This window comes from Stappia sp. ICDLI1TA098 (genome assembly GCF_054880955.1).
Genome location: NZ_JBTZBT010000001.1, coordinates 1,273,908 through 1,288,086 on the forward strand (window position 1 = coordinate 1,273,908; position 14,179 = coordinate 1,288,086).

The 14,179-nt window shown below is 61.1% G+C and carries 10 protein-coding genes; 8 read left to right on the top strand and 2 right to left on the bottom strand.

The features are described from left to right. Positions 1 to 27: 27 nt before the first annotated feature. The gene (locus ACSLUQ_RS05745; protein ID WP_461807946.1) at positions 28 to 1,218 is read right to left on the bottom strand and encodes an NAD(P)/FAD-dependent oxidoreductase; all 1,191 of its coding nucleotides are present in this window, start codon (positions 1,216 to 1,218) and stop codon (positions 28 to 30) included. A gap of 145 nt (positions 1,219 to 1,363) precedes the next feature. Here ACSLUQ_RS05745 and ACSLUQ_RS05750 point away from each other — a divergent pair, with 145 nt between their 5' ends. The 6 genes from ACSLUQ_RS05750 (at position 1,364) to ACSLUQ_RS05775 (ending at position 7,779) form a co-directional block, all read left to right on the top strand. Next, complete coding sequence (locus ACSLUQ_RS05750) at positions 1,364 to 1,786, top strand: helix-turn-helix domain-containing protein (protein WP_461807947.1); 423 nt, start codon at positions 1,364 to 1,366, stop codon at positions 1,784 to 1,786. Between the two features lie 638 nt (positions 1,787 to 2,424). Further along, entirely contained in the window at positions 2,425 to 2,898 is a 474-nt protein-coding gene (locus ACSLUQ_RS05755) for an Lcl C-terminal domain-containing protein (RefSeq protein ID WP_461808469.1), read from the top strand. A 430-nt stretch (positions 2,899 to 3,328) separates the two neighbouring features. Further along, entirely contained in the window at positions 3,329 to 3,688 is a 360-nt protein-coding gene (locus ACSLUQ_RS05760) for a hypothetical protein (protein WP_461807948.1), read from the top strand. 52 nt (positions 3,689 to 3,740) lie between these two features. After that, entirely contained in the window at positions 3,741 to 5,240 is a 1,500-nt protein-coding gene (locus ACSLUQ_RS05765) for a methyl-accepting chemotaxis protein (RefSeq protein ID WP_461807949.1), read from the top strand. Between the two features lie 801 nt (positions 5,241 to 6,041). Continuing rightward, positions 6,042 to 7,160 carry a DUF262 domain-containing protein gene (locus ACSLUQ_RS05770; protein ID WP_461807950.1) on the top strand — a complete coding sequence of 373 codons (1,119 nt, stop codon included), beginning with the start codon at positions 6,042 to 6,044 and terminating at the stop codon, positions 7,158 to 7,160. Further along, a complete protein-coding gene (locus tag ACSLUQ_RS05775) occupies positions 7,144 to 7,779 on the top strand; it encodes an MAE_28990/MAE_18760 family HEPN-like nuclease (protein WP_461807951.1) in 636 nt (211 codons plus the stop codon). The genes ACSLUQ_RS05770 and ACSLUQ_RS05775 overlap by 17 nt, the downstream gene beginning before the upstream one ends. A 303-nt stretch (positions 7,780 to 8,082) precedes the next feature. On the opposite strand, the gene ACSLUQ_RS05780 is transcribed toward ACSLUQ_RS05775, so the two are convergent. Then, positions 8,083 to 11,802, bottom strand: a complete 3,720-nt coding sequence (locus ACSLUQ_RS05780) for a vitamin B12-dependent ribonucleotide reductase (RefSeq protein ID WP_461807952.1) — start codon at positions 11,800 to 11,802, stop codon at positions 8,083 to 8,085. Between the two features lie 867 nt (positions 11,803 to 12,669). Here ACSLUQ_RS05780 and ACSLUQ_RS05785 point away from each other — a divergent pair. Continuing rightward, entirely contained in the window at positions 12,670 to 13,371 is a 702-nt protein-coding gene (locus tag ACSLUQ_RS05785) for a response regulator (RefSeq protein ID WP_461807953.1), read from the top strand. Positions 13,372 to 13,540: 169 nt separating this feature from the next. Beyond that, positions 13,541 to 13,927 (top strand): NADH:ubiquinone oxidoreductase subunit NDUFA12, encoded by a 387-nt coding sequence (locus tag ACSLUQ_RS05790; RefSeq protein ID WP_417773139.1) that lies wholly within the window; start codon positions 13,541 to 13,543, stop codon positions 13,925 to 13,927. Positions 13,928 to 14,179 lie beyond the last annotated feature (252 nt).

Consider the following 14,179-nt stretch of genomic DNA (forward strand, 5'->3'; position numbering starts at 1 on the left):
CGCCCTCCTGTTCCTTGAATTCAGATCTCAGATGATGCCACGGGCGACGGACCAGTAGATGCCGCGGTTGAAGGCCTTGCGCAGCAGCCCGCCAACCTTGGTCGGTGGCGTCGGGTGCACATCCTCATCGTAGTTGTAGAAAAGCGGCATGCCCGCCTCCAACCCCATCTGCGCCACGGCCTGCACCTTGCCGTCGTAATGGTCGACGACCCGGCCCAGCCGCATATCCCCGGCGATATTGTTGACGATCACCGGGCATTGGTTGTGGCACGAGCCCCCGGCCTTGGAGATCGGCAGATCGACCGTGTCGCCCATCACATAGGCATTCGGATAGCCTTCGAGTTGCAGCGTGTCCCGGTCGGTGGGCAGCCAGCCCTCGTTGTTCGACGCCTGCGAAAGACCGCTGTTGATCACCGCATCCACGGCGCGGATCGGCGGGGTCGACATCAGGATGTCGAATTCCTCTTCCTCGCCCTCGCTGGAGATGGCGACCTTGCGCTCGGGATCGACCTTGGCCAGCGTGAAGCTGCGCTTGTACTTGATGTCGCGCTCTTCGAAGATCGGCGGCAGGACAGAGCAGACCTCTTCCTGCATGAACAGGCAGTTGCGCAGAAGCTGAGAAACGGTCGGATAGGTATAGACGATCTCGACCTGGTCGCGCACGCCCTTGCGACGCAGATACTCGTCAAGCATCAGCGTGGTTTCCATCGGCGCGATGCCGCATTGGTGCGGCACGTTCGGCGTTTCGGGGAAGTTCACGGTGACGAACACCCGGCCCTTTTCAAGGGTCAGCAGCTTGTTCGACAGCTTCCTGGCCGGTTCGTATTGATAGAAATAGTCTCCGCCTTCCTTCAGCCCCTCGATCCGTTCCGGCGCGGGCAGGCAGCCGGTGGAGACCACGATGTAATCGTAGCTGATCGTCTTGCCGCTGGCGGTCTTGACCTTGGAGCCCTTGAAATCGAAGGCTTCGACCTTGTCGAGTTGGAAGTCGATCTCGGGACGCAGAAGGGACTGCTGCTTCCTGCGCAGTTCACCCTTAAAGTACATGTCAAAGGCAACATACATGAACGCCGGCTTGTAGTAGTGCCACGGATTGTCCGACAGCATGGTCACCTTGACCTTGCCGTTGGCGATCTCTCTGTAGAACTTGGTGACAAGGCTGTTCGCGGTCATCGTACCGCCGATACCGCCACCGACCACGAGTATATGCTTTTGCATGATCCCTCCCTTGGAATACTGGAACCCTCCGCCCACCAGTGCGGTGGACTTCGGACCCGAGGTCCAGATACGGGCAGTTTGGGCTTGCGACCAAGCGCCGACCTTTCCATTTTGGAAAGCAGCAGCGCGAGGGAGGGGCCGGAAAATGAAGAACGCCATAGACCGTCAGCAAGAGTCCGACGCGATGCGGGCGGCGGTTCAGGCGCAGATCATCGAATGCCTCAACCGGTTCTATGCGATGGAAACGGGGATGTGGGGCAAGCCGCTGGACAGCCTGATCATCCGGACGGTCGTGCAGGGCCGAATGCAGGGCAAGCTCTATGATTTTTCGGCCCTGTCAGAGGTTCTCGACCTGCCGATCAGCACCCTGCACCGCAAGATCAACGGCCTGGTCGAAAGCGGCTACCTGCGGCGCGAGCCGGTAGGGAAATCCATCTACATCGCCCCGACCGAGCGCACCTCGGTAAGGTTCGATGAGTCGTTCGAGGCGATGGTCACGACCCTGCGGCGGCTCTACCGAGGCGAATACAACTTCGACGGCGCGCCGAACCTCTGCGAAGAGCCATGAGCGCCCCCATAAAGCCGGATGCTGACGTGAGCCATGATCTGCTCTCTGGCCTGCCGCCGGTTTCATATCCACAGAGGTGCAGCGATGTGTCTGGCGTTGCCCTGTGCCTTGCGCCCACCGGGAGACCTCCGAATGTATTAGGGTGGAGTCCAAATCTGCCCGAGAAATAGTACACTCGCACTGCGCCTGCACCTTATATATCGGCTGTATGGGCTGCAACCGCAGCATCCTGCACGACAACGAGAGACCGGTTTGGGCCGAAAACACCGATGCGACTAGTATAGCCGAACGTCAGCTGAAAGTCCGGATATGGCGTCCAGAAGATTGTCCACTCCCGGCCCCAAAGCAGACAGCCTTACTTGCCGATATAGAAAACCCGCCCGATCGTTTGCGATGGCCGGGTTTCGTGTTTTCGGGGCCTTTCCGACCTGGCGCTGGATTGATCAGCTGGCCTGTCGGGCGGATCGAGAAGGAAGGCCGCCGCTTGGCGCGACGGCCCTCTTGATCCTTGCCGGTAGCTGCAGCCGCTCGTGCCGCCGCCGGCCGCCACAATTCGATCCCATTGATCCTTATCTCACAGCTCCTGATCCGCAAGTCATGCGAGCCCAGGAGCGCAAGTTCACATGCAGTCAAAGTTTATGTTGGCCTTCTTTCTATTGGTCAGCCTCCCGCTTCACGCTCATGGCGCCTGTGTCACTGGCGATGGGTCCGGCTTCGTTCTCCGTGGGGGCGAGGCAACGGATCCAAGGCATGGTTTGACCTGGAAAAGATGTGCGGTCGGAATGCGATGGGATCGGGAGACCAAGCGTTGCGCCGGCAACGTGCTTGGTCTTGGGCTGAATGAGGCGCTGGACCATGCCCGGAAGGAGGGGAACGGCTGGCGCGTTCCCACCGGAATGGAATTGGAAACCCTTCTTCTGGAGACCTGCGAAGGTCCGAAGATCGATGGCGTCGCCTTTCCCGATATCGCTGCCTCCGACTTTGGCGAGGGAGCGAAGTTCTGGACGTCAACGGAAGCGATCCCGGACATGTTCTACTTCTTCGAGTTGACCAATGGCTATGCCGACATGCACAGCCGTGGCTACCACCTATCGGTGTTGCTCGTGAGATAGGGGGGCGAGGTGACCTGAGCTCCCCCGAATTTGGACAAGGGTTCAAGGACGAACGCCGCCATCCGAAAATGGAAGGCCCCACCGCAACCGCCAGCGCCCGCCCCCTCGGTCTTGGATGGCGGGCCGCTGGCACGGGGCTGTTGGCAAGGAAATGGGCTCAATCGGCCTGATCCGCAGATGCGACGGATGACTTGAATATCGCCAGATCCTGCCCGCGGATCGGAGAGGGCACAGGTTCGGCTCACGTTCGAACTGACTTCGATTTATTAAACTTGATTTAACCACTGGGACTGCTGGCCTGATCGCTCGCCGGTCAAATTAAGCCCTCATTAAATGGACGTGACTATTGTCACATTACGTAAGGTTCAACAAGGAGCGCCTGTTTCTTGGTTTGGATCTCCGCCGGTGATGCGGCAATAGAAAATATGCCATGCAAAGACATCAGGTCAATTTAGAGTATTCGATCTCATCCTACGTGCCGATGGCCATAATCGGCGTTGCTGGATTTTTGGTTGTTGGCTATCTGACCTTGTTTAGTTTTTCAGATGGCTCTCCGGTTATTGTCATTTCATCTCCTTGGGAGGGTGAGCAGCAGGCGATTACCCGTGCTCTGACGCCTGCATCAAAACTTATACGATCCTACTTTGACGGAACGTTTGTGATGGTTTTGCCAGAGCAACAGGATTACTCGGCAAAGGTGAAGGCGCTCGGTGCTTGGACGGTCATCAGCTCCTTTGGTATCGGAGGCTGCAGTCCGAGATCAACAACGAAATACGGCAGCAACATCTAATAGAAAGAACAAAATCGGCTTAACCCTGATCACGCTTACCCAGAGGCCAGAAATGCACGCGACATCCCCGTCTTCCGTTGTGGAAACCGCTCCAGAGCTTACAAGACTTCGCCAGATAGCGAGCAAGGCTTTCATTGCATGCCTATGGTTCATGGTGCTCGTTATTGGAAGTGTGGCTTCCTATGCGTCTGCGCCAGTGCTGGCGACATCCGTGGTCGCAGCAGCGCTTGCCGGCGCCACGACGCTCATGTTTCTCAAGGATCCGATTGGGCCGGCGACCAGATTTGCCATTGGGGCGGCCCTGACCACTGACTGGGCGCTGCTGGTTTTTAGCGCCAGCGGGTTGCCGGATGGGCTGGTTCTGGATGCCCACATGCTGTTTTTCGTTCTGAATGCAGTTCTGGTCATCTACTGCTGCTGGCGCACTATCCTCATAGTCAATGCGCTGGCGACCGTGCACCACGTGGTCTTTTCTCTGCTTCTGCCGCTCTATATCTGGCCGACGAACGAATACGTTCTGCATCATTTTCTCATACATGCCACATATGTTGTGCTCGTGGGCGGGCCGATGCTTTGGCTGGCCTATCGCATCAATCGCCAGTTCACGGAAAATCATCAGGCGATGAAGGATCTGAACCTGGCTCAGGCCGAGGCGAGCAAGCTGGTGGAGGAAACCAGGAACCGCGCCCAGCAGGAAGAAACCAAGCGGACGGCCATGTTTGCGTTGGCTGAGAAGCTCGACAAGAGCGTGGCGGGTGTTGTCGGATATTTGTCCTCCGCATCGTCCAATCTTCGGACGTCGGCCCAGGAAATGGCTGCCGGAGCGACGCAGACCAACCAGCAAAGCCAGACCATGTCTCAGGCGGCCAATGAGACCTCGATCAATCTCGAAACATTGGCGGCAGCGTCCGAAGAGCTCTCAGCGTCGATCGCCGAGATCAGCATGCAGATCACCCAGTCGACCGATATTGCCAATGGGGCTGCGAGGGAAGCAGAAGAAACCAACCAGAAGATTCAGGGGTTGGCCAAGGCCTCGCTCAAGGTTGGCGAGGTTGTCCAGATGATCACTGCCATTGCAGAGCAGACCAATCTTCTGGCCCTCAATGCCACCATTGAAGCTGCCAGGGCCGGGGATGCCGGCAAGGGCTTTGCCATTGTGGCAGCGGAAGTCAAGGAACTGGCAAATCAGACGTCGAGCGCGACGGAGAGCATCGGAAGCCAGATTGCGCAAATCCAGAGCGCCACACAAGAAGCCGTTGATGCCATTGATGGCATCGGTCGAACGATCGGCAAGGTGAAGGAGATCTCGGTTTCCGTCGCCGCCGCCATTGAGGAGCAGGACAGCGCCACCCGGGAAATCGCGCGCAATGTCGAACAGGCCGCGAACGGAGTGAAAGACGTTGCCCACAACATCTCGGATGTGGCCAATGTTTCCGAGGGGAACCTCAAGTCTGTTGGAAACTTTGTCGATACGGCCGAGGAGCTTTCCAAGCAGTCTCAGGCCTTGAGAGTCGAAGTGGACGACTACCTGAAGGAAACAAGAGCCATATGATCCTATGCGCTTGCGAGGGTATGGCGATTTCTAGGGCGATGACGAGCACGGGGCGGGGCGGATGTCCGAACGTCTTCCCGCAAAGCCGGTGGGCGCCTGCAGGGGACATTCAGCCCACGCGGTGAGCCGCCCCCTGTCTGCTTGAACCGTGCGAGAGTGAGAGCTTGGAAGGGGCCCGTGCGGAAGCATGGGCCCCTTCCGCGTTTCTGGTGCGCGGCCCCCTGAACGGTTGCGTGGGACTGCCGGTCCCGCATGACATTGGGCAGCCTGGGTGGCCGCCTGACTGTGTTGCTGATGAGATTGGCGACGAGGTCGACCGGGCGCCGCTTTCCTCACCCCGGATGCAGCGGAGAGGAGATCCGGGGTCCAATCCACGTATCCGCATGGGACATCGCCATCGGGAGGCGCTGCCATCCTCGCGCCTGCCAGGGAGCTTTCCGCTGTCGCTGAGGGTGCCAATGTACCCCGGGGCGCGGGCTTGTCGCTTTTGCCCGGGGGGCGCCGGAGAGGGGCGCGTGAGAGGGGGGAATTCCGACAAGGAGATCCGAACAACCGCTTTGTGTCCCCATGGCGACCGTTCAATGTACTTCAAGAATTTCCCGAAAGCTGCCATTCGTTGCGCATCGCGATAACGTCTTGATAGGGCGAAAAGCCGACTTTCGCTGTGAAAGCGAAGGGATCGGCCAACAATTGCAAGAACGGAAATGCCCGCTTCTTGATTTTGCGAAATCAAGCCGACGGGGGCTGGCAAACTGCTACTGCGTGGGTCTACAGTTGGCTTGAATGAAAAGGGTTTACTCCATGCTCAAGGCTGAGATCGACACCGCTAAGCGTACTGTGAATACAGATCGCGTTCAGATCACCATTGGCGAAGTTGCGACCATGTATTCGTCGGAAGAACTTAATATTCTCCCCGACTTTCAGCGGCTCCATCGTTGGAGCTTGGAGAAGAAATCCAACTTTGTTGAATCAATCTTGATTGGGATTCCCATTCCCCCCGTCTTCGTATTTGAGACAGATGAAGGCACATGGGAACTTGTAGACGGGCTTCAACGAGTGTCGACCATTCTCGAGTTCATGGGATTGCTCCGGAACGTCGACAATCCTGGCGAAACCAAAAGAAGCATCTTGGCTGGCACGAAGTATCTTCCAAGCCTCGAAGGTGTTGTATGGGCCGCGATCAACGCTGGTGAGACAACTCTCGAGAAGTCCATGCAGCTTTTCTTCCGGCGCGCCAGGCTCGACTTCGAGATTCTAAAACACCCGAGTGACCCGAAGACCAAGTATGACTTATTCCAGCGCCTCAACCGTGGTGGCGCCTATGCGAATGAACAGGAAGTCCGCACTTGCTCCATGGTATTGGCTGACGAAGATTTCACGCAGAGGCTTAAGGACATCGCCGGCCGGCAAGAGGTTCGGGCGCTATTCGGGGTGACTAATGAGCAGCATCAGAAGCAACGCGACCTCGAGTATCTCGTGCGTTTGATAGTCCACACCATGGTTGAATACTCGACAAAGATGGATATCGAAGAATACCTGAGCACCGGAATTCTTGAAGTAATCGAGCTCCGACGTCAGGACGAAGCAATCGAAATGGTGATCTGGGTTATTGAGACTCTACGAAGTGTCGGAGGTGACGAAGCACTCTTGCCCGCGGAAGCACGCATCGATGGAGTCGGAGGCGGCAGGAGATTTTCACTGCGAGCCTTGGAAGTCATCGGTGTTGGAATTGCGAAGAACCGAGAGGCGCTCGCTGTCAAAGCTGATGCTGAAGAGTTCATTCGATCCAAGATTGCAGGCTTCTGGCTCAACCCAATTGCGGCAGAATTGAGCAGCGCCGGAATGCGGGGCACCACCAGAATTCAACGAAGCGTTCCTTTCGGTGCGGAGTGGTTCGAGCCGGATGCCCAAAACAATTGACGACTATTTCGACGACATCGACGCGGCAAGGTCAACCCGAGTCCGCGAGTTGTCGGAAATCAAAAGGCTATTCGGAACTCCGTCTTCTACAGCTGACCCTATGGGTGTCCAGTCGAAGGCGCTCATTGTTTTGAGCTACGCAGCCTGGGAAGGCTTCTATAACGAGTGCGTCGATGCCTACTGTGACTTCCTCCAAACACGAGGGAAAAAGGTCTCGGATACTGGCTGGAAGATGCTTGTAGGGGCTCTTGGACCTGAGTTCGATTCTTTGCGCAGCCGGAACCATTCGCCGATGGCAAAACGAGACTTCGTCGAGAAGTTACAGAATAAACTGGCCTGCGACTTCGCCGACTTCGATCGCAAGACCGTAAAGGCGACGTCGAACCTCGATTGGGACAAGCTCGACCAGAATTTCCAGATACTCGATTTCGATCTAGCGCGATTTCGAGAACACCGAAACCGCCTGCACAAGGAAGTGGTCGGTTGGCGTCATGGTGTCGCGCACGGTGATGCTCCGAATTTGGGAAGCTTGGACGCCTCGCAGCACATTTCGCTCGTCGGCAAAGTGATGACCTTGGTGGCAGACGTTTTCCAAGAGGCAATGTTGGCGCACTTGTAGAGCTCACCTACCAAAATTTCCGCTCTCGAGAAGCCGCATTGCCGCGACGAACTTCTCGGTGAACGGCAGCTCCGGGCCGAAAGCTACCGCAGAAATTGTCCCGACGAACGTCGGTTCGGGTGAGCCAATTTCCAGGAGCTGACAGTCTGTTCTTGCTCCCCCTCCCCAACAAAAACCCGCCCGATCGTTTCCGATGGGCGGGTTTCGTGTTTTCGGGGCCGTATCGGTCTGACGCTGGTCTGATCGGTCCGCAGGACGCGAGGCGGGGCCGCCGCTTGCGCAACGGCCCCGATTCCTCTGTCCTCAGCTGCAGCCGCTCGTGCCGCCGCAGGTGTCGCACTTCAGGCAGGTGCCGTTGCGCACCATGGTGAAGTTGCCGCATTCCGAGCAGCTCTCGCCTTCGTAGCCCTTCATACGGGCCTGGGCGATCTGCTGGGCATGGCTGTGGGCCGGCTGGGCGCTGGTGTTGCCGACTTCCGCTTCCGGGGCTGCCTCGATGGCGACATCGCGCTTGAAGGCGGTGGCGATGGCGCTCGTGCGACCCTGGACGCTGCCGGACGGGGAGGCGGTCTTGGTCGTGCCGCCGCCGAGCGTGCCTGCCGGCTCGCCCGGATTGCTCACCAGGCGGAAGCGCTCGGTCTGGCCGCGCACCAGCCCCTTGGAGACAACGCCGCTGTGGGCGCCGCCCGCCGGGCGACCCTCGTTCTCGCCGGCGCTGATCGAGGTGGTCGACAGCGATTCCGGCGGCACATGGGCCAGGTCGTTGCGGTCCAGATAGGACACGGCCAGCTCGCGGAAGATGTAGTCGAGGATCGAGGTCGCGTTCTTGATCGCCTCGTTGCCCTGCACCATGCCCGCCGGTTCGAAGCGGGTGAAGGTGAAGGCGTCGACATATTCCTCGAGCGGCACGCCGTACTGCAGGCCAAGCGAGATGGCGATGGCGAAATTGTTCATCAGCGAGCGGAAGGCGGCGCCTTCCTTGTGCATGTCGATGAAGATCTCGCCAAGGCGGCCGTCGCCGTATTCGCCGGTGGTGAGATACACCTTGTGGCCGCCGACGCGCGCCTTCTGGGTGTAGCCCTTGCGGCGGTCCGGCATCTTCTCGCGCTCGCGGATGTTGCGTTCCACGACCCGCTCGATGATGCGCTCGACGATCCTTTCGGCAACCGCCTCGGTGCGCGCCGCCATCGGCTGCGCCGACAGCGCCTCGGCCACGTCATCCTCGTCCTCGTCGTCATCGGCGAGAAGCTGGGAGTTCAGCGGCTGCGACAGCTTGGAGCCGTCGCGGTAGAGCGCGTTGGCCTTGAGCGCCAGGCGCCAGGACAGCATGTAGGCGTCCTTGCAGTCCTCGACGGTCGCGTCGTTCGGCATGTTGATCGTCTTGGAGATCGCACCCGAGATGAACGGCTGGGCGGCCGCCATCATGCGGATGTGGCTCTCCACCGACAGGAAGCGCTTGCCCAGGCGGCCGCAGGGGTTGGCGCAGTCGAAGACCGCGTAGTGCTCTTCCTTCAGGAAGGGCGCGCCCTCCAGCGTCATGGCGCCGCAGACGTGGGTGTTGGCCGCCTCGAGCTCGGACTTCGAGAAGCCGAGGTGGGTGAGCAGGTCGAACTCCGGATCGTCCAGCTTCTCGGCCGGAACGCCGAGCGTTTCGGTCAGCAGCGTGTCGCCAAGCGTCCAGCGGTTGAAGACGAACTTGATGTCGAAGGCCGACTTCATGCCGTCGGCGAGCTTGGCCAGCGCCGCGTCGTCGAAGCCCTTGGCGCGCAGGGCGCCCGGGTTCACCGCCGGAGCCTGGTCGAGCGAGCCGTGGCCCACCGCATAGGCCTCGATCTCGGCGATCTGGCTCTCGCTGTAGCCGAGCGTGCGCAGCGCCTCTGGCACGGCGCGGTTGATGATCTTGAAGTAGCCGCCGCCGGCCAGCTTCTTGAACTTCACCAGCGCGAAGTCGGGTTCGATGCCGGTCGTGTCGCAGTCCATCACCAGGCCGATGGTGCCGGTGGGCGCGATCACGGTCGACTGGGCGTTGCGGTAGCCGTGCTTCTCGCCAAGCTCCAGCGCCTTGTCCCAGGCGTTGCGGGCGCGCTCCACAAGGATGGGCTCGGGGCAGGAGGCGTGGTCGAGCGGCACCGGATCGGTGTTGAGCCCCTCGTAGCCGGAGGTCTCGCCATGGGCGGCGCGGCGGTGGTTGCGCATGACGCGCAGCATGTGCTCGGCGTTCTCCTCATAGCCCGGGAAGGGGCCGAGCTCGCCGGCCATCTCCGCCGAGGTCGCATAGGCGACGCCGGTCATGACCGCGGTGAGGGCACCACAGATCGCGCGGCCCTTGTCGCTGTCATAGGGAATGCCGGAGGTCATCAGCAGGCCGCCGATGTTGGCGTAGCCGAGGCCGAGAGTGCGGAAGCGGTAGGAAAGCTCCGCGATCTCCTTCGAGGGGAACTGCGCCATCAGAACCGAGATCTCGAGCACCATGGTCCACAGGCGGACGCAATGCTCGTAGTTGTCGATGTCGAAGGCGCCGTCGTCCTGGCGGAACTGCAAGAGGTTCAGCGACGCGAGGTTGCAGGCCGTGTCGTCGAGGAACATGTATTCCGAGCACGGGTTGGATGCGCGGATCTCGCCGGATGCCGGGCAGGTGTGCCAGTCGTTGATCGTCGTGTGGTACTGAATGCCCGGATCGGCGGAAGCCCAGGCCGCGTAGCCGATCTGCTCCCACAGGTCCTTGGCCTTCAGCGTCTTGGTGACGCGGCCGTCCTTGCGCGCGGTCAGGTCCCAGTCGCCGTCCTCGATCACCGAGGTCAGGAAGCCGTCGGTGACGCGCACGGAGTTGTTGGAGTTCTGCCCGGAAACGGTCAGATACGCCTCGGAATCCCAGTCCGTGTTGTAGGTCGGGAACTCGATCTTGGTGAAGCCCTGGCGCGCGAACTGGATGACGCGCTGGATGTAGTTCTCCGGCACCATCATCTTCTTGGCGGCGCGGATCTCGCGCTTCAGCGCCGGGTTCTTGGCCGGGTCGAAACAGTCGCCATTGTCGGCCTCGCAGTTGACGCAGGCCTTCATGATGGCGCCGAGGTGCTTCTGGCAGATCCTGGAGCCGGTCACCAGGGCGGCGACCTTCTGCTCCTCCTTCACCTTCCAGCTGATGTAGCCCTCGATGTCGGGATGGTCGACGTCGACGACCACCATCTTGGCGGCGCGGCGCGTGGTGCCGCCCGACTTGATGGCGCCGGCGGCGCGGTCGCCGATCTTGAGGAAGCTCATCAGGCCGGAGGACTTGCCACCGCCCGACAGCTTCTCACCCTCGCCGCGAACGCGCGAGAAGTTGGAGCCGGTGCCGGAGCCGTATTTGAACAGCCGCGCCTCGCGGACCCAAAGGTCCATGATGCCGTTCTCGTTGACGAGATCGTCCTCGACCGACTGGATGAAGCAGGCGTGCGGCTGCGGGTGCTCATAGGCCGAGGTCGAGCGGGTCAGCTCGCCGCTCTCGAAGTCGACGTAGAAGTGGCCCTGGCCGGGGCCGTCGATGCCGTAGGCCCAGTGCAGGCCGGTGTTGAACCACTGCGGGCTGTTCGGCGCCACCTTCTGGGTCGCCAGCATGTAGCGCAGCTCGTCATAGAACGCCTGGGCATCGTCCTCGGTATCGAAGTAGCCGCCCTTCCAGCCCCAATAGGTCCAGGTGCCGGCGAGCCGGTCGAAGACCTGGCGGGCGTCGATCTCGGAGCCGGAACGCTCGTTCTCGGGCAGATCGGCCAGCGCGTCGGCATCGGCCTCATGGCGCCACAGCCAGGAGGGAACGGTGTTCTCCTCGACCGGCTTCAGGCGGGCCGGGACGCCGGCCTTGCGGAAGTACTTCTGCGCCAGGATGTCAGCCGCGACCTGCGAGAACTGGGCCGGAACGTCAATGTTCTCAAGGCGGAACACGATCGACCCATCGGGATTCCGGATCTCGCTCGTGGCCACGCGGAACTCGATATCCGCATAGGGCGACTGGCCTTCGCTGGTGTAGCGCCGCTCGATTTTCATCCCAAAGCCTCTTCAGTCGTTCGCCGCCGGCAGGCGGGCTTTCGATCATCGGTCGCGGCATGGCCGCGGGTGAGAGAAGACGGCCATGCCGCCACGATCCGCGCGCGCCGCCGCGCGGACCCGTCACGATCGCCTTCCCTGAAATCCGGCCGCGCGTTGTCCGCCCGGCCCGTCTTGCTTATGAGTGAGCGCTGGATATGGTGTGCGCGCTCCCGGTCGTTACAACATATCGCGTTCCCAAAACACCAAAAGGCTATCGCCGACCACCGCGCAGGGTGACGTCGTTGCCCGATCGGATCGGAAACCGTCGGCTTTTTTCGAGGTCTACATCGATTGTGAGAACGCGTGGAACGCCGCTGGAGCGCTCCGTACCGGATACGATTGCTCGATGTCCCGAACCTAAGGTGAATCACCCGTGACCGTCAAGGGTCTTGGGGCCACCTGTTGTGGTTTGTTGGGTGGGTGTAACAAAATGTAGTGTGTTGATGTGGATAACGGGCAGAGGCCCGAAAGTCCGCGGATTTGCGCGGTTTTCAGGGGGTGAGGGCGCCGAGGTTTCGCCGCGCGGGCTCCTTCGGCGTGCTGTTGGCCGTGTCGCGGAGGCGGGTGGGCGGCCACAAGATCTGGTATCCCGGATCCGCATCCTCCGCCCCTGGCGAGCGGGCTCGTTCGCGGGGATGGAGTGGGATCGCGGTGTGGCCCGACGACGCGCAGAATCACGACAAGCGCGACAATTCTAGACTCAATTTTACGTCAAATTGAGCGAAACTGACGCCAAATTGTCCGCAGTCCCGCAATCGACCGGCAAGGCGGCCATGCCACTCTCGCAAGGCCTTGAACTTGAACCGGAACGGCCTCGTGGCGCGCATGACCAGACATTATGCCTATGGACTGGATATCGGAGATCTCGACATCGCGGTGGTCGACGATTCCAAACCGATGCAGGCGATCCTGCGTTCGACGCTGCTGAGTTTCCGGGTCCGGCGGGTGCGGACCTACGACACCGGCGCAACCGCGCTCGAAATGATGCGGCTGGATCCGCCCAACATGATCATCTGCGACTGGCGGATGAAGCCGATGAGCGGCATCGCACTGCTGCGCGCGGTGCGCCAGCGCCGCAATGCGCCGCTTTGCTTCCTGCCGGTGATCTTCGTGACCGCCTACGGCACCCGCACGCTGGTCGACAGGGCCCTGCGCGACGGCGCGCAGCATGTGCTCGTCAAGCCGCTTTCGCCGGCCGGGCTCCACGCCCGGATCCTGTGGACCCTGAACGACAGCCGGCCGCTCGTCATGAATGGCGACGGACGCTATGTGGTCGACGGGGTGGCCGAGAGCCTCGATGCCAAGGCGCGCAAGTGGCAGCAGATCGGCGCGGGCAATCTCGGCAAGGTGGCGGCGGAGGCGCGCCGGCGCGACCGGCGGGTGGAGACGGCGGCCGAACCGGCGCTGGTGCTGGGGCAGGATGCGGTCATCGCGGGCGAGGATGGCCTGCCGCTTGATGCGGAGGCGGCGCTGCGGCAGCGATTCGCCCAGGTCGCGCGCGGCAAGCCGCAGTCTTCCGCCGCCTGAGGCAGGGGCGAGGCAGAGTGCCGGCAAGCCCCGGAAGGAGCCCTGAGAGGGCGGAAACAGCGGCAAGGCGCATGAGGGACGGGGGCGGCGAAGCGTCGCTTCGCATTGCGAAATGTCGCGCCTTGCGCTATTGCGTGACGAAATGAATGCAAACGACAGGCTCGGCGCCATGAAAACGCTCCTCATTCAGTTCTTCACCTGGTGGAACAGCGCCACCTGGGGCACTCGCTTCTTCACCTGGCGCAAGGGCGAATTCGTCGGCAAGGACGAGTTCGGCAACAGCTACTACCGCGAGCGCGGCGGCAAGCGGCGCTGGGTCATCTACAATGGCGTTGCCGAAGCCTCGATGATCCCGCCGGGCTGGCACGGCTGGATGCATCACCGCACCGATACCCCGCCGACCGAGATCGACTACAAGCCGCGCGACTGGCAGGCGCCCCATCAGGGCAACCACACCGGCACCGCCGCCGCCTATCGCCCGCAGGGCTCGATCCTGACGCCGGCGAGCCGCCCGACCGTCTCGGGCGACTATGAGGCCTGGTCGCCGGACGCCTGATCCCTGATCTTTCCGGCGCGCCCGGGTGCTCGTGGCGCCCGGTCGTTCGTGGGACTGTCCGGCGAAGACTGCTTTCAAACCCGGGTGCGGCGTGGTCCGTGCCCGGGTTTTTTGATTCCCGCCAATGGCTTGCGGCACATTGCGAAGAAACCGATTCCGGTCGTTGAGAAACGGATTCCGCAAAACGGCGGAAGCCGTTCTTGCACCGGGGTCCCGTCCCAGGCTCCGCCCACGCAAGGGAGGGGCGAAACG

Bases quoted from the DNA above. Each gene is read 5' to 3' on its own strand.
- ACSLUQ_RS05745 (WP_461807946.1), bottom strand. From the start codon at position 1,218: ATGCAAAAGCATATACTCGTGGTCGGTGGCGGTATCGGCGGTACGATG.
- ACSLUQ_RS05750 (WP_461807947.1), top strand. From the start codon at position 1,364: ATGAAGAACGCCATAGACCGTCAGCAAGAGTCCGACGCGATGCGGGCG.
- ACSLUQ_RS05755 (WP_461808469.1), top strand. From the start codon at position 2,425: ATGTTGGCCTTCTTTCTATTGGTCAGCCTCCCGCTTCACGCTCATGGC.
- ACSLUQ_RS05760 (WP_461807948.1), top strand. From the start codon at position 3,329: ATGCAAAGACATCAGGTCAATTTAGAGTATTCGATCTCATCCTACGTG.
- ACSLUQ_RS05765 (WP_461807949.1), top strand. From the start codon at position 3,741: ATGCACGCGACATCCCCGTCTTCCGTTGTGGAAACCGCTCCAGAGCTT.
- ACSLUQ_RS05770 (WP_461807950.1), top strand. From the start codon at position 6,042: ATGCTCAAGGCTGAGATCGACACCGCTAAGCGTACTGTGAATACAGAT.
- ACSLUQ_RS05775 (WP_461807951.1), top strand. From the start codon at position 7,144: ATGCCCAAAACAATTGACGACTATTTCGACGACATCGACGCGGCAAGG.
- ACSLUQ_RS05780 (WP_461807952.1), bottom strand. From the start codon at position 11,802: ATGAAAATCGAGCGGCGCTACACCAGCGAAGGCCAGTCGCCCTATGCG.
- ACSLUQ_RS05785 (WP_461807953.1), top strand. From the start codon at position 12,670: ATGACCAGACATTATGCCTATGGACTGGATATCGGAGATCTCGACATC.
- ACSLUQ_RS05790 (WP_417773139.1), top strand. From the start codon at position 13,541: ATGAAAACGCTCCTCATTCAGTTCTTCACCTGGTGGAACAGCGCCACC.